This window comes from Mycobacterium venezuelense, from assembly GCF_054919535.1.
The window spans coordinates 1-14,752 of the sequence record NZ_JBONDW010000037.1 but is presented as its reverse complement, the minus strand read 5'-3'; the positions used below and the strand labels follow the sequence as shown (position 1 = coordinate 14,752).

Here is a 14,752-nt window from a genome sequence, read left to right as displayed (position 1 = left end):
TCACCGATCGCGTCGGCGGGCCGCTGTCAGCACCATGGCAGCCACCATCAGCGCCACGCAAGCGGAAACGACGCTAAGAACGATGACGCGTGCCCGGCGGTTGTCCGCATCTGGCTGCGCGGGAAGGCCGATCGGCGTTCCCGTACCCGGCTGAGTTTCGTTCTTGTCTGGCGCCAGTTGATTCGTCAGCGCGGCGACGGGATCGATGACCCCGTAACCGGTCGCGACGTTCGGCCCGTCGCCTGGGGTCCGCGCAGTCCGTTTGACCAGATCCATCACCTGGCCCGCGTTCAACTCCGGAAAATGTGACCGGACGAGTGCGACAACACCAGACACAAAGGGTGCGGCGAAACTCGTTCCGTTCAGGGGCGCCATGCCGTCCTGGGCGAGTTGGGCGTTGATCAGGCCCGGTCCCGCCGAGTCGAGCGAGGTCACTCGCTCGCCGGGTGCGGCCACCGAAACCCAGGGCCCGTGCAGGCTGAAATCCGCGGGAGTGGCCGACGTCGTCACCGCGCCGACTGTCAGCACATAGTCGTCGAACCATGCCGGGCTGGCGATGGTCTGCACGGTGTCCCAGGCCTCGTCCTGCGGTTGATTCGGATCGGGCAGCACATTCTGGGTTCGGCACATGCTCTGCTCGTTGAAGTTGCCCGCTGCCGCAACGACGACGACATTGCGCTCGAAGGCGAAGCGGACCGCACGGCCGAGTTCCGCATCGTTGAGGCCGGCCCCCACCGGGGCGCACGCAACCTCCGACAGGTTGATCACCGTCGCGCCGAGATCGACCGCGCGGGTGATCGCCAGTGCAAGGGTATGGGTGGTGCCATAGCCGGGCGAGGTCGCGTTGGGATCGTCGTTCTGGCCGCCGCCACTTCCGACCACCCCATACACCCCGCTGTTCTGGCGGATGGACAGAATCGTCGCGTCGGGGGCGACCCCGGAGAAGCTGTCCTCAGGCGTCGGTGCCGCCGCAATGATGCCCGCCACCAAAGTGCCGTGCGCGTCGCAGTCGACGAGCCCGTCGGTGTTCGAGACGTAATCGCCGCCCGCTTCGAGCGCACGCAGCCGCGGATGGCGGTTCACGCCCGTGTCGATCACCGCCACCTTCTGCCCTGCTCCACGCGAGAATCGCCATGCCGACCGGTATTCCAGCATCGCCTCAGCACTTGTCTGCTTGGTGAAGTCCGTGGCAGGCAGCACGCCCGTGGGTATCCCGCAGATGGCCTTGAGCTCGGTGGGCTGCGGCGGAGCGACCGGTCCACCGGGCGGCGGGCCGGGCTCGACCACGGGCGGGGTGATCGCGCCTGCCGGTAAGGGCGGCGTCACTGCCGCCAGCACCAGCACCGCGCTGACGAGCGCCGCGCACCGCCGAGCGACGATCACCACGGCCCGAGCCGGTCGTAGATGCCGAGCGCCCAGAACGCGAGCGGTATCAGCGCCGCTGTCAACACATAGTCCGCATAGGCCGTTGCTGTCGAAACCCACACAGGACGAACACCGTCCGCGGCAACCACACCGGCCACCATGGCCAGCACGGCGAGCGCGACCAGCACACCGATGCCGGCCAGCGGCAGCAGCCCGTGACCGGCTTGGACCTGGACACAGGTGGCCAACGCCAACGCAACCGCCGGGGCCGCCAGAGCTGCACGCTCGGCCGGTATACGACCGCAACGATTACGCACCGCCAACACCGCTGCGCACACCAGTGCGAAAGAGAAACTCGGCCAACCGATCTCTGTGCGCACGAGCACCACGGCACTCACCACGACAACCGTCGCCAGCCCTGCCAGCAACCCAGCCCGGCTCAGCGCCGCTGACCGCACGCGGGCCCAGACATCTTCGGCACTGGGCATCGCAGCACCCGAGTCGGCCTCGTCCCTCACCGCGGCGAGCCGGTCATCGAACGGACGGTCCTTGTGCGCCACCCCCGGCCGGACCGTCGGGGTCGGAAAGCGACCGAGCCTCGCGGTCAGGGTCGGCACCGAAAGGCACGTCAACGTCGCGACGGTCGCCGCGGCGACGGACAGCACCTGGACCGGCGCCCCCAACGCACGCCCCAACAGGGTGATGGCGCCGAAGCCGAACACCACCGCGGCGGTGAGGTAAGTCCAATGCCCTGTGCCGACCAGCCGGTGATACGCCACCGTGAGTACCAGCAGCACCACGCACGCCGCGGCAAGACCCCAATCGCCGTAACGCGCGGCCAGCACCCAGCCGATCGCTGCGCTCAGGGCGATGGCGGGCCAGCCTGCGGCGGTCGCGATATCGCCGCGGCCGAGGTACCGATTCGCCAGTGCCCCACTCGTGATCGTGAGGACGGTCGTCAGCAACGCACCACCGACAACCGCTCCACGGTGCGCCGACAGCGCGTCGGCACCGAGGAAATACACCCATACCGCTGTGCACATCCACAACCCGACGATCGCCATCACACCGGCGGCGGACGCATTCCACGGCGCATAGGCCGCCCTGTTGAGACGTGCGGCGGCGTCGACCACGTCGTCGTGCAGGGTCGGCGGTGACAGGGTGGGACGCGACGCGACGCGCAGCAACTCACCGTTGCCGATGCCGACCGATCGCAGTGTGTCGTCCGGCGCGAGCGCGGTGCCGTCGCCGACGCGGGTGAGAACCCAGAACGTGCGCCGCTCTTCCCGGTCGGCTCCGCCCTCGCCGTCGCGAGTGTCACGCGAGCCGATCAGACGGACAAGCTCCGGTAGCAATGCCGCCACCGGGACGTCTGCCGGCAGCGCGACATCGAGCTGCGTCCGACCGCCGAGCACCGATATCCGGATCCGTTCGGGCGAGGCCGATGCCCCCTGCGCCTCGCGAAGCTCGCTCGTCACAGGTCCGGCATCCTCGACAGTTGAATGACTCCGCTGCGCATGGTGCGCGAGATCAGCATGCCGCGCCCGGGCGGCATCGCGGTCGCCTTGTAACCACCGAAGAGCGGGCCTTCGTCCTTGCTACCGCTCATCACCAAACCATTGCAGGACAGGTCTTTCAGCCGGCCGACGATCGGGTCGAGCATCGCCCGGCCGGCACCGCCACTGCGTCGGGTCACGATGACGCGGAGGCCGATGTCGCGGGCCTGCGGCAGATACTCCACCAACGGCCCGAGCGGATGGCTCAGTGAGCCGCCCGGAATGAGGTCGTAGTCGTCGATCATCACGAACAGGTCGGGCCCCGACCACCACGACCGCTCCTTGAGCTGTTGCTGGGTGATGTCGTTGGGAGGCTGCCGCTCCTTCAGAGCGTTCGCCAACGCCGTCATCAGCTCCGTACACGACTGCGGCGCAGTGGAATAGCCACCGAGATACTCATCGGGGACGACACCAAGCATCGAGCGCCGGAAGTCGACGAGGATGATCTTGGCTTCGGTGGGTGTGGCGTTTTCCATCACTCCGGCGGCGATGTTACGCAGCAACCCGGTCTTGCCGCATTCCGAATCCGCGAACGCCACCAGATGCGGTTGCGCTTCGAAATCCACGACGACAGGGCCCAATTCCTCTTCGTTGATCCCGATGGCGACGCGCGACTTGCTCAACGGACCGATCTCGCGGGCAGCGCGGATCACGCCGTCGCGGTCGACATCGTGAGGCAACATCCGCACCCGCGGGGCCTGCCGTTCGCCGTAGTGGGCGCGTACGGCGTCGACCGCAGTCGCGACGCCTGCAGGCAGGTCCTCGACCGTCGACCGGGAGTCCAAGCGGGGCAACCCGACCAGAATGTGCAGGCGTTCGAAGTTGATACCGCGGCCGGGCCGGCCGATCGGTACCACCTCGGCGGCCCTGCGCCCCACTTCGCTGTCGATGGGGTCACCGAGCCGAAGTTCGATCCGGCTGCCGAGCATGTCTTTGACCGCGGGCCGGATCTCCATCCACCGGGAGGCTGACACCGCAAGGTGCACGCCGTACGAAAGACCTTGGATGGCCAGCGACTGCAGCACCGGATCGAGGGCCTCGAAATCGCTTCTGATCGACGCCCATCCGTCGACCACAAGCACGACATCACCGAACGTGTCCTTGCTCAGCGGATCTCGTGCTGCCTCCTCGGGTGGCAACGTCGCGAGTCGGGCTTTGCGCTGCCGGAAGTCGCGCATGGATTCGATACCCAGATCACGGAAGAGCCTTTCGCGGGCCCGCAGCACACCGGCCACCTCTGCCACGGTTCGTCGAACGGCATCGGCGTCCATTCGGCCCGCCACGCCACCGACATGCGGCAGCTTGGACAGACTGGCCAACGTTCCACCGCCGAAGTCCAAGCAGTAGAACTGCAACTGCTCTGGGGTGTGCGTGGCCGCGGCGGACATGATCAATGTGCGCAGCGCAGTCGACTTACCCGACTGAGGGCCGCCGACGACCGCAACGTTGCCTTGCGCGCCCGACAGATCGACCATCAGCAACTCGCGGCGCTGGTCATAGGGGCGGTCCACGACACCGATCGGTATCCACAGCCGCCCGTTGACATTGCCGGGTGATTGCCAGTCCGACGACGGCAGCAGATCGTTGACCGCCGGGCTTTCATCCAGCGGTGGCAGCCATACTTCGTGTGCCGGCCTGCCGTGGCCACGCAGTCGGCTCACGACGACATCGAGGAGCGTGGTCTTGGTCGGACCCGACGGCGCCGCTGCCGGAACTGATTCCGCTTCCGTTGCCCGGTCGACGATTGGCGTGGGAACGGCGTCCTTTTTCACCGGCGTCGCGGTGAACAGTTTGGGCGCCAACGCGCCAAGTTGGGACACCCGGCCGCTGCGCGCCGACGTCCGCGGCTTGACGTACTCGCCGGAGACATAACTGCTGTTGAACCGAATAGGTTCTGACGCATCGCATTTCAGGAACGCCGAACCAGGGACGCTCGGTAGGTGATAGGCATCGGGCACACCCAGCACACTGCGTGACTCGCCCGCCGAGAAGGTCTTGAGACCGATCCGGTAGGACAGGTGCGAGTCCAGTCCGCGGAGCTTGCTCTCCTCAAGGCGCTGCGATGCCAGCAGCAGATGCATGTGCAACGACCGGCCCAATCGGCCGATCATCACGAACAGCTCGGCGAAATCTGGTTTTTGAGATAACAATTCGGAGAACTCATCGACGACGATGAACAATGCCGGCAGCGGTTCCAGATCAGCACCGTTCACGCGGGCCCGTTCGTACTCCGTGACGTTCGGGAAGTTGCCCGCCGCCCGCAGCAGTTCCTGACGGCGGTTCATCTCGCCGGCGAGCGCATCGCGCATGCGGTCGACCATCGTCAGTTCGTCTTCAAGGTTGGTGATGATCGCGGCGATGTGCGCGACCCCTTCGAGCCCGAGGAACGTCGCGCCGCCCTTGAAGTCCACCAGCACCAGGTTGAGAGCTTCCGGTGAATGGGAGGTGATCAGCGACAGTACCAGGGTGCGGAGAAACTCCGATTTACCCGAACCGGTTGCGCCGATGCATAATCCGTGTGGCCCCATCCCGCCTTCGGCGGATTCCTTGATGTCGAGTTCGATGGGCTGACCGTTCGGCGTGATACCGATCGGCACCCGCAGTCGTTCCCGCGCCGATCTCGGTCGCCATATCTCTTCGGGCACGATCTCGGCAGCGTCGTTGATTTTCAGCAGCGCCATCAGACCCGGGTCGGTTGCCCTGGAGTCGGCTTCGAGGCTCACGATGTGGGCGGCGTTGGCGGGTCGATACCGGCCGATACGCCGCGCACCGCTGGCAGCCTCGGCAACGCTGATGGCGTCGGGGGTGGCGAATCGTTCGACGCCGACCGCGGTGCGCGCCGCCACGTCGTCACCCTCCACCAGCAACTGCAGACTGCGCCGCGCTGTCGCACCGTCGCGGGGACCGTTGAGGTCGAGCAGGGTGACACTGTCCATCCCTGCGTCCGTGATCAGCCGTTCATCACCCGTCACGAACCCGTCGTCGAGAACCACCACCAGCTGCTTGAGCCCCTGGGTGGGTTGGGCGTTACGACTGAAGCGGCCTCGCTCGGTCAGCTCCGCCGCCAGCGCGATCTCCAGTAACTCCAGGGTGGGAAACAACATCCGCACCGACCCCATGCCGTCTCGGGCCACCGAATGTTGTGCGTGGGGCAACCACTTGACCCAACTCCACACATCGCCGTCCGGGTTTGCCGTCATCACCGCGACCTGTACGTGGTCAGGACCGTGGAAAGTGCAGAGCTCCAAGATCATCGAACGCACCAGCTGCTGCGCCAGTTTGCGTTCACCCTCGAACGTGATGGTCGGGAAAGCCCGCAAGGAGACCGCGGTGGGCAGTGCGTGGACCACTGAGTGGGTCTTGACGAACCGGCGCAGCGCCACCGTCGAGACGGGCTCCAAGTCTTCGGGCGGGCCGGTCTCGGGCGCCAGCAGCCTCGTCGCAAGTCGGTGCGTTCCGATTCCGACCCGCACATGGCAGTAATCGGAATCGGTCGGTCGGCGCTCCCACATCCGGCGGGTACCCACCACATCGTTCCAACGCGCGGGGGTCGGGATGGCTCCACTCGAGGGCGCTGCGCTGCTGTCCGCCGGTGTTGTCGGCCTCGTCGCGCAGATTAGCCAGATAGCTGAAGTAGTCCTTGCGCTCCTCGTTGAGTTCGGCGGCGGCTTTACCGGAACGTCCACCACCGCCCATGAACATGCCGACCATCGACATGACCATCATCATGGGGAAGAGCAGAAACATCGGGTTGCGCGCCATGTCGCGTCCACCCACGGTGATCAGCAGCGCGATCATGCCGACGATGGCGACGATCATGACGAACGGCATCAGCCTGATGAAAAGGTTCGCCGGGATGTGCCTGGGCACCTCCGGCGGTGCCGCCAGGTTGATCTCGCCGCCCGGCATCCGCGGCGGCACCACCCTGAGGCGGCGTACGAATCCCTGCGTGCCCACCGTCCACCCCCCCGAAATCTCACACGACTGGCGCGGCCGCTGACGGCTGTTGACGGGTATTGTCTCTGCGGAGCAATCCCATTGCGCAGGAGGCCGACCGGGTTTGACCTTACCGCCGTCGCTGTCGGACATCGGTCCGGAAGCCGAATCTGAACCTGAGCTTAGCCGCCTCACCCTGGCGGTGGGCACATTGAGTATCGACGTCGGCCTGCCCGCCCACGTCCGCATCTCGGAGTACATCAACGACGTCATCGACATCGCGAACGAGCAACTCACCGTTCGGGATCTCGCCGGCGCTTCAGAGTTCGATGACGCGACCGGCAGCTGGACTCTGGCTCCGCTCGACGGTGGCCCGATCGACCCGCACCGCTCGCTGAGCGAGGCCGGGATATTCGACGGCGACATCCTGATGATCTGTGAAGCCGGCCGGCCGGTGAGCCCGCTGTTGTTCGACGACGTCGACGACATGTCAAGTGGGGACGAATCGGTCCTGCGAGACTGGCTGTCGCACAATGCGACCCTGCTGGCCTGTAGTTCTGTCACGTTGGCCGCCACGATCACACTGGCCGCCGTGCTGCCAAGGTGGGCAGGCGACCCCGTGGTGCCCGTGGCCCTGTTCGGGTTGGGCATCCTCGGTGTGGTGTTCGCCTGCGTACTGGGCTATCGCGCATCCGGCGCGTCCCGTTCGTCCTGGGTGACGGCGCTTGCGCTGCCCCTACTGTTCGCCGGATCCCTCTATGTAGTGCCGGGCGGTTTCGGTACGACGTCACTGCCCATGGCATTCGCGCTCACTGCGCTCAGTGCACTTCTGGTGCTGTTGATCTCAGGGACCGGGCGCACGTTGCACACGGGGGTTATCGCAACGTGTGCATTCGGTGGCGCGAGCATGACGGCAGTATTGCTGTGGAGCCCTGCTCAGCGGACTGTTGGCGCAATACTGGCTACCGTCGCGGTGATTGCGATCTACCTGGCACCGCGCATGACGATCGCGCTGTCGAAGCTGCCGCTTCCCCGGGTACCGACCGCGGGTGAGCCACTCGACGACATCGAGACACAGGGCGGCACAACCGTCGAAGGAGTCGACGCGGTCGGTAAGCAGATCATCCCGACCGAGGAAAATCTGATCGCGCGGGTACGGCGGGCCAATGAGTACCTCACCGGACTTCTCGCCGCCGCAGCGCTCGCGGCCGTAGTGGGCAGCTACCTCAGCGTGGATGTCAGCGACGGGTTTTTCTGGCAGGGCACGGCTTTCGCCCTCGTCGTGGCAACGGTGCTGTGCTTGCGCGGACGTAGTCACCATGACGTCGTGCAATCGGCCACCCTCATCGCCAGCGGCATGACGATCGCCATCGCAGTCATCGTCAAAACGGCGGTGAACGTCGACGACTGGCAGACCCGCGCGATGGTGGCGCTATTGGCGCTGATGATTCTCATCGTCGCGTGCGGTCTGATCGCACCGCGCAGAGAATTCTCGCCCGTCATGCGACGGTGGGTCGAGATCGGTGAGTACATCGCTATTGGCTTGCTGTTTCCCTTGTGTTTCTGGATTGTTCGGCTGTTCGCACACTTTCGCGAATTGCAGATCTAGCGCAGGCCCTCAATCCCCTGGCGCGAACGAGATGCTGTCCGGGTCTGCCGCCATTCCGTCATGCGCGACGAGGGCGGCCTGTTGCGACAGCTCGGGTCCCGGCGGAAGCAATGACAACACCGGCCACGGCGCCCACTGCGGGGCCGACTCAGCCCCGTCTGGGATCTTCACACCGGTCACACCGAGCGCCTCTGCTGTCGGGTAATCCTTGATGTGGTAGCGCAATCCGGTATCGGAGACATAGAACAGCTGACCGGTCGATCGGCTGTCCGGCCCACCACCCGTAGCCTGCACATACTCGCCCGTGCCGGGAGCCAGGTACACCGAATCCACACCTGGCCCGTTGCCGTCGGCAGTGGCCAGCCGCACGGGCTCGGCCCCGTCCAGCAAAGGCAGCCGGTGCCCGACCAAGAGCCGGACGTCTGCCTGCGCGCCGGTGGGTTCGCGCTGCCAGCCCATGCACATCACTCGATCCGGATCGGCAGGGATGATCTTCGGCGACGATGACGGATAGTGGCTCACCGGAAGGTGATGGACGATAGGCACATCGGCGAGCATGGCGGGACCGATCTCCCGCGCTGACGTCCGCGTGGCGTCAGCTTCTCCGTGCCGGATGATGTCTGCGGTGGCGGGTGAAATCGGCTGCAAACCGTCGCGGAGCACTACGTAGAGTTGCTCCCCACGGGAGTCGGAGGTCGAGACCATGGAACCGACGGGGTGCTCCGGTCCGAGCGCCGGATTCAGCTCGCCCACACCGTCGATCATCACCGGCGTGATCGGGTCCACGAGTGGGAATGTGTTGAGCAGGCTGAGCGAGACCGGACGGACCGCTGCGCCCTGCAGGTGGAGACCTCTGACAACGACCGGATCTGCCAGGTCGACCGGCGCCCGTACACCGTCGTAGATCAGGTAGGTGGTGTCGCCCGCCGTGGTGAGGATGGCCTCCGCCGGTTCGGTATACCGGATCCCCTGCAGCACCGGATCGTTCGCCAACACCGTGGTCTGCAGGCTCGGCGTGCCGGTGGTTTCGGTGACGCCGGGTGTCAACCAGGTGTCGCATACGGTCCACGACGACATGCCGATGTTGTCGGCGCCGCGGATGCTGCTGGGCGCACCCACGATGCCGACCATGGCGCCACGCGGTACGGCGTTGAGGAACTTGTCGTCGACTTCCTTCGGATTCTCGCTGGCACCGACGATCAACCGGGCCGAGGCCAGGTTCAGCACCGGATGCACGCGATCACCGATCCGGACGAACGCCGCGCCGCTGGACTTGCTCAACAGGATCTGGGCATCACCGAGACTGGGTGCCGGTTTGAAAAACGCCAACACAGCGCACGCACCGGTGATGAGGACCGCGATGATCGCACCCACGATCAGCGCACGCATCTGCCCGCGCATCGGGTCGTGGATCATCCGCGAGTCACCCCGGATGAGCGCATGCTCGAGACGCCGGATCAGAAACCGGTAGCCGTTGACCTGGGCACGCGTGGTAACTTGCGCTGGCATGGCCCCTCCCATCAGCGTCGGGCAAGGCGTGCACCGTAGGGTATAGCACGTGAAGTGAAACGCGCTGCGCCCGTTGCCCTTAGCAGCGAACAGGATATCGACTGTGAACAGTGGCCGACGCCGCACGTCGCCGCCATTCCGAGACCCGCGGAAATCACCCGCCCAGTTAAGGACCGCGGTAGGGATCCGGATGCAGCGAATCATGCCGCTCACCGACCTGCTCATCTTGCAGGTCTTGGTTGCGACGGGTGTGGTGGTTGCCCTTCTGCTTGACGTGCCGGGCTGGCAGGGCGCGATCGCCGGACTGCTGATCGGCCTGCTGCTTGTGACCCCGGTTCGGGGCACAACATTGAGGCGCGGTGTCGCGATGCGCTGGGGTTTCCTGCGGGATCGGCGCCGCCGGACGAATTACCGCCTACCTGCGGACCCGTTCGACGTGGCGGGCTCCGATGACAGCCAGATCGGGTTTCGCTGGGACGGCAGGACTCTGCTGTCACTGATAAGGATCGACGAGAACCCGCAGGCAATGACGATTCTGGAACCGGCCACAACGGTTTCGGGAGAGATGGTTCCGGTGCGGGCGCTGATCGAGTGCTTGCGTCAGTTCGACATCACGCTCGACTCGATCGACATCATCAGTCAGGGTGCCCGCTCGGTCGGCCACACCGACATCGCGTCCGTGTACGACGCGGTTCTCGGTCCATTGCCGGCCATCGCCCACCGCAGCGTCTGGATTGCCGTGCGGTTCGATCCGTCGCGCTGCGCCGAGTCCGTCCGGCGCCGCGGCGGTGGACGCGACGGCATTCTTCGCACCGCGACGACCGCGACCAGGCGGGTGGCGAATCGACTGACCGAGGCCGGTCTGCGACCTCGCATCCTTCCGGCCAGCGGTATCGCGGCGGCTGCCACCCGGCTCAGCGACGGAGTGAACCTAGCGTCCGTCGAAGAGAACTGGGACGCATGCCAGGAGGGGCGTTTCCAGCTGTGCAGCTTCGCGGTACGACCCGAGATGCTCACCACCGCGGGTCTCGGGTTGCTGTGGACCATTCCGAGCTACTCCACCACCGTCTGCCTGTCACTGCGCGAAGGCGATCAACGCGGCTTGGTCAAGATCCGAGGTTTGGCCCGCTTCGACAGCGACATCCGCGTCCCGGTCGATCTTCCGGGTCTGAGCCACCTTCGCGGCCTTCAGTTCTCGGCACTGACGGCGACGCTGCCAGTGCCACCACCCAGGCGGGCCGTCGAGCACTGGGCCTATGGCCGCGACACCGATGTTCACGAACTCGCAGTGCCCGCGTCGGGATGTGGTCAGGTCATCGGCGCAGACGACCGGGGCCGGGCCGTTGCGCTCCCGCTTTTCGGACCGCAGATCACCAAGGTAGAGATCAGCGGGGCACTACATCTGGTCCAGCAGGCGGTGCTGCGTGCACTGGCTCTCGGCGCCCGTGTGCTGGTGCACAGCAGGCGCCCCATGCTGTGGCGAGACATGGTGGATGCGGTCGGCCGTCCTGAGGTGCTGTGGGTTGCCGACTTCAACCGCGGCGCGATCCGAGCGGGCTCCGACCGCAACTATTCGGTGGAGGTCTTCGACGAGGTCGCCGAACAGTCGGTGCGCGTAGGGGTCACAAGCATCGTCGTCGCCGCGCCCCATACGCCGGTGACGAGGCAGGCAGACGTGACGCTTGAGACGATTTCGGTGCCAGACGACATCGTCAAAATCAGCACGCGGGCAGGCTCGGCGATTGTCACCATGGTCGCCACCGACGAGGAAATGCGCTACCTCAACACGTCGGTCTCACGCTGAGGTGCGCTAGCGTGGAACCGATTGCGTTTTCGGGATCCGCGAAGCACAGGGGGTGATCGTGGCCTTTCCGCCTGACAACCGCTCGTCCTATCCGTCAGCTGGCCGGCAAACTGAAAGTTCGCTGCCGCGTATTCTTCTCGTGTTGGTTGCGGTGCTGGGGCTGGCGACCTACGGCTTCAGTTACGCCGCCGACGATATCGGCGCCTCCGGCTGGCATGTCCGGTTCGCCGCTCTCGCTGCGCTGTGCGCGGCCTTTAGCCTGCTGGCCAACCAGAAGCCTCAGACGATGGCGACCGCAGCCTTGGCCGCGATGGGATTTTTGGACGCACTGTCGCTCGTCGTGACGTCCGAGTCCGGATGGGCCTCGACCGCGATCGTGGTGCTCAACGGCATACAGGCGGCCGCGGCGGTGTCTGCCATGGTGTTGTGGCCCAAGGCGGCGAATCAGAACACCTCGAGTTATGACGCTTACGTCGACTACTACAACCAGGCTGTTCGCCAGTATTACACTCAGCAGCCGTCGACGCAGCAGAATCCATTGGCACCGCAAGACCAGTCCCGGCACAGGGGATTTGGCCAGGCTGTTCAACACGCGCGGGCGTCACGCTCCGAACACACCGCCCAGTATGGCGACTACGCCGACTTGGGTTACGGCACAGCCACATCGCCGACGACGGAGTATCACCGAAACGGGCCGGCCACGCAGGCCGCGCCGGGGGCCGGTATGCCCAATATCGGACCTGCACATGGCGCGGCCGGTCTACCGGAGAACCCCGACTACTCGACACGACCGGCATCGTCACCCTAGCTGTCAGCGGTCAACCGCTTCGCTCTTCCGCTGGTTCGCGTCCGGCAGCAGCCGTACCGCCGAATTCCGTCTGCGTGTGTAATTCTCGAGCAGCCTCCGTCGCATCGAAGATGACCAATTTTGTCGTTACGCGGCAGGCCGATTCGAACTGAACCGCGCCTACGATTACGCAGACATCCCCCTGAGAAAGGCACTTCCTCGGCACCGCCGAGGTCATTCACCATGCGGAACATCGAAAACCGGCGCGGCATGACCGACATCCTCGACACCTTCGCCCATACGGCAGTTCCTGCCGCCCACGTCCTCCAGGCATACGCCTCGTCCTGTCGCGGACCGCGTGGCGATGCACCCAGTTCGGTCGCTGCGTCCACCGGATTGGTAGACGAATCAGCGTCGGAGCACGCCATTTCCAAATCCGCGGCGGCCGCGCACTATCGACTGGCTCAAATCCGGCGTTGTGGCGAGACGCAGGTCGCGGTGTACACCGACAACTCGACGGGGGTCGGTCCGGCGTTGCAGATCGTCACCGACAGCACACCGACGCTGGTGGACTCGGTAACCGTGCTGCTGCACCGGCTCGGTGTCGGCTATCGCGCCATCATGAGTCCCGTATTTCAGGTCCGCAGGGGACCCAACGGCGAGCTCATCGAAGTCCGACCATCCACCAGCGCACCGCCTTTCGACAGCATCGACGAAACCTGGATCCACGTGCAGCTCACGAGCGCGGCCGATGCCCCGGCTTCCGCTGAAGCCGCACAGCTCCTGCCCGACATCGTTGCCGATGCCCGGCAGATCGACGCGGACACACAGGCGCTACTGTCCCGGATTCGCGGCCTTGCCGACGACCTCGACCACGACGGCAGCAACCGGTTCCCGTCAGCGAACCGGACTGAAGTCGCAGACTTGTTGCGGTGGCTGGCCGATGGCAACTTCCGGCTGCTCGGCTATCAATGCTGCACGGTCGACAGCGGAAAGACCTTGCCTTATCGATCGAGTCGGCTGGGCGTGCTGCGGTTGCGTACCGACGCGTCACCACAGCTCACCGAGCCGGACGGGCTGTTGGCGTTCGCGCAGGCGACCATACCGAGTTATGTGCGTTATGGAGCATATCCCTACGTGGTCGCTGTCCGTGAACAACGTGGCGGGATCGCAGTTGAGCATCGTTTCGTCGGCGTGTTCACCGCTGCGGCCATGGGTGCCAACGTCCTCGGCATTCCGGTGATCTCGCGTCGAGTCCGCGAAGCGCTCGCGTCCGCCGGGGACGACGTGGGCCATCCGAACCAGCTTTTGCTCGACATTGTCCAAACCATCCCACGCTCAGAACTTTTCGCACTCAACGCTGCAGAACTGCTCGACATGGTGATGGAAGTCGTTGATCTCGGCGCGCGGCGTCGGACTCTGCTGTTCCTGCGTGCCGACGAAATCGCCCATTTCGTATCGTGCCTGGTGTATCTGCCGCGTGACCGTTACACGACGGCGGTGCGGCTGGAGATGCAGGACATCCTGGTCCGCGAACTCGGCGGCACCAGCATCGAGTATGCCGCTCGCGTCAGTGAGTCACCGTGGGCTGTCGCCTACTTCACTGTTCGGCTACCTGATGGCTTGCAGGTCGCCGACATCGACTTGTCCGTGGACCGCACAACTCACATTCAAGACCTGCTCACCGACGCGGCCCGCACCTGGAGCGACCGATTGCTCGGGTACGTGCGGCAAGATGCCCTCGATCACGGCGCCGCACAGCACTATGCCGGTGCCTTCCCCGAGGATTACAAGCAGGCCGTCGCGCCCATCGACGCAATCAATGACATTGCGATACTCGAAGCATTGACCGAGGGTTCGGTCAAACTGGTTCTGGCCGACAGCGGTGAGGACGGGATTGCTCAGCTCACGTGGTATTTGGGTGGGCAGTCGGCGTCGTTGAGTGAGTTGTTGCCGATGTTGCAGTCGATGGGTGTGGTGGTGTTGGAGGAGCGGCCGTTTACGGTTGCTCGGGCTGATGGTTTGCCGGTGTGGATTTATCAGTTCAAGATCTCGCGGCATCGTAGTATCCCGGCGGCGTCTGATGCGGCGACGGCCGAGCGGTTCGCTGATGCGGTGACCGCGATTTGGCATGGTCGGGTGGAGATCGACCGGTTCAACGAGTTGGTGTTGCGGGCGGGGTTGAC

General features: G+C 65.3%; 6 protein-coding genes and 2 pseudogenes. 4 read left to right on the top strand and 4 right to left on the bottom strand.

Going from position 1 to position 14,752, the window contains the following annotated elements:
- From mycP to eccCa, 3 genes and pseudogenes are all read right to left on the bottom strand, one after another.
- Complete coding sequence (gene mycP / locus ACRCUN_RS33445) at window positions 1–1,383, bottom strand: type VII secretion-associated serine protease mycosin (protein WP_462145905.1); 1,383 nt, start codon at window positions 1,381–1,383, stop codon at window positions 1–3.
- Window positions 1,380–2,843 carry a type VII secretion integral membrane protein EccD gene (gene eccD, locus ACRCUN_RS33440; RefSeq protein ID WP_462145895.1) on the bottom strand — a complete coding sequence of 488 codons (1,464 nt, stop codon included), beginning with the start codon at window positions 2,841–2,843 and terminating at the stop codon, window positions 1,380–1,382. The genes mycP and eccD (ACRCUN_RS33440) overlap by 4 nt, the downstream gene beginning before the upstream one ends.
- Window positions 2,840–6,878, bottom strand: a pseudogene (eccCa, locus tag ACRCUN_RS33435) (type VII secretion protein EccCa). Before eccCa ends, eccD (ACRCUN_RS33440) begins: the two are co-directional and overlap by 4 nt.
- A gap of 181 nt (window positions 6,879–7,059) precedes the next feature.
- Here eccCa and eccD (ACRCUN_RS33430) point away from each other — a divergent pair.
- Window positions 7,060–8,466, top strand: a complete 1,407-nt coding sequence (gene eccD / locus ACRCUN_RS33430; RefSeq protein ID WP_462145904.1) for a type VII secretion integral membrane protein EccD — start codon at window positions 7,060–7,062, stop codon at window positions 8,464–8,466.
- A 9-nt stretch (window positions 8,467–8,475) separates the two neighbouring features.
- Here eccD (ACRCUN_RS33430) and eccB read toward each other — a convergent pair whose 3' ends face one another.
- The gene (gene eccB, locus ACRCUN_RS33425) at window positions 8,476–9,975 is read right to left on the bottom strand and encodes a type VII secretion protein EccB (protein WP_462145894.1); all 1,500 of its coding nucleotides are present in this window, start codon (window positions 9,973–9,975) and stop codon (window positions 8,476–8,478) included.
- A gap of 202 nt (window positions 9,976–10,177) precedes the next feature.
- On the opposite strand from eccB, the gene eccE reads away from it, so the two are divergent.
- From eccE to ACRCUN_RS33410, 3 genes and pseudogenes are all read left to right on the top strand, one after another.
- Complete coding sequence (eccE, locus tag ACRCUN_RS33420; protein WP_462145893.1) at window positions 10,178–11,779, top strand: type VII secretion protein EccE; 1,602 nt, start codon at window positions 10,178–10,180, stop codon at window positions 11,777–11,779.
- Window positions 11,780–11,831: 52 nt separating this feature from the next.
- A complete protein-coding gene (locus tag ACRCUN_RS33415) occupies window positions 11,832–12,587 on the top strand; it encodes a DUF5336 domain-containing protein (RefSeq protein ID WP_462145892.1) in 756 nt (251 codons plus the stop codon).
- 249 nt (window positions 12,588–12,836) lie between these two features.
- Window positions 12,837–14,752: pseudogene (locus tag ACRCUN_RS33410) on the top strand (NAD-glutamate dehydrogenase); the annotation flags it as partial.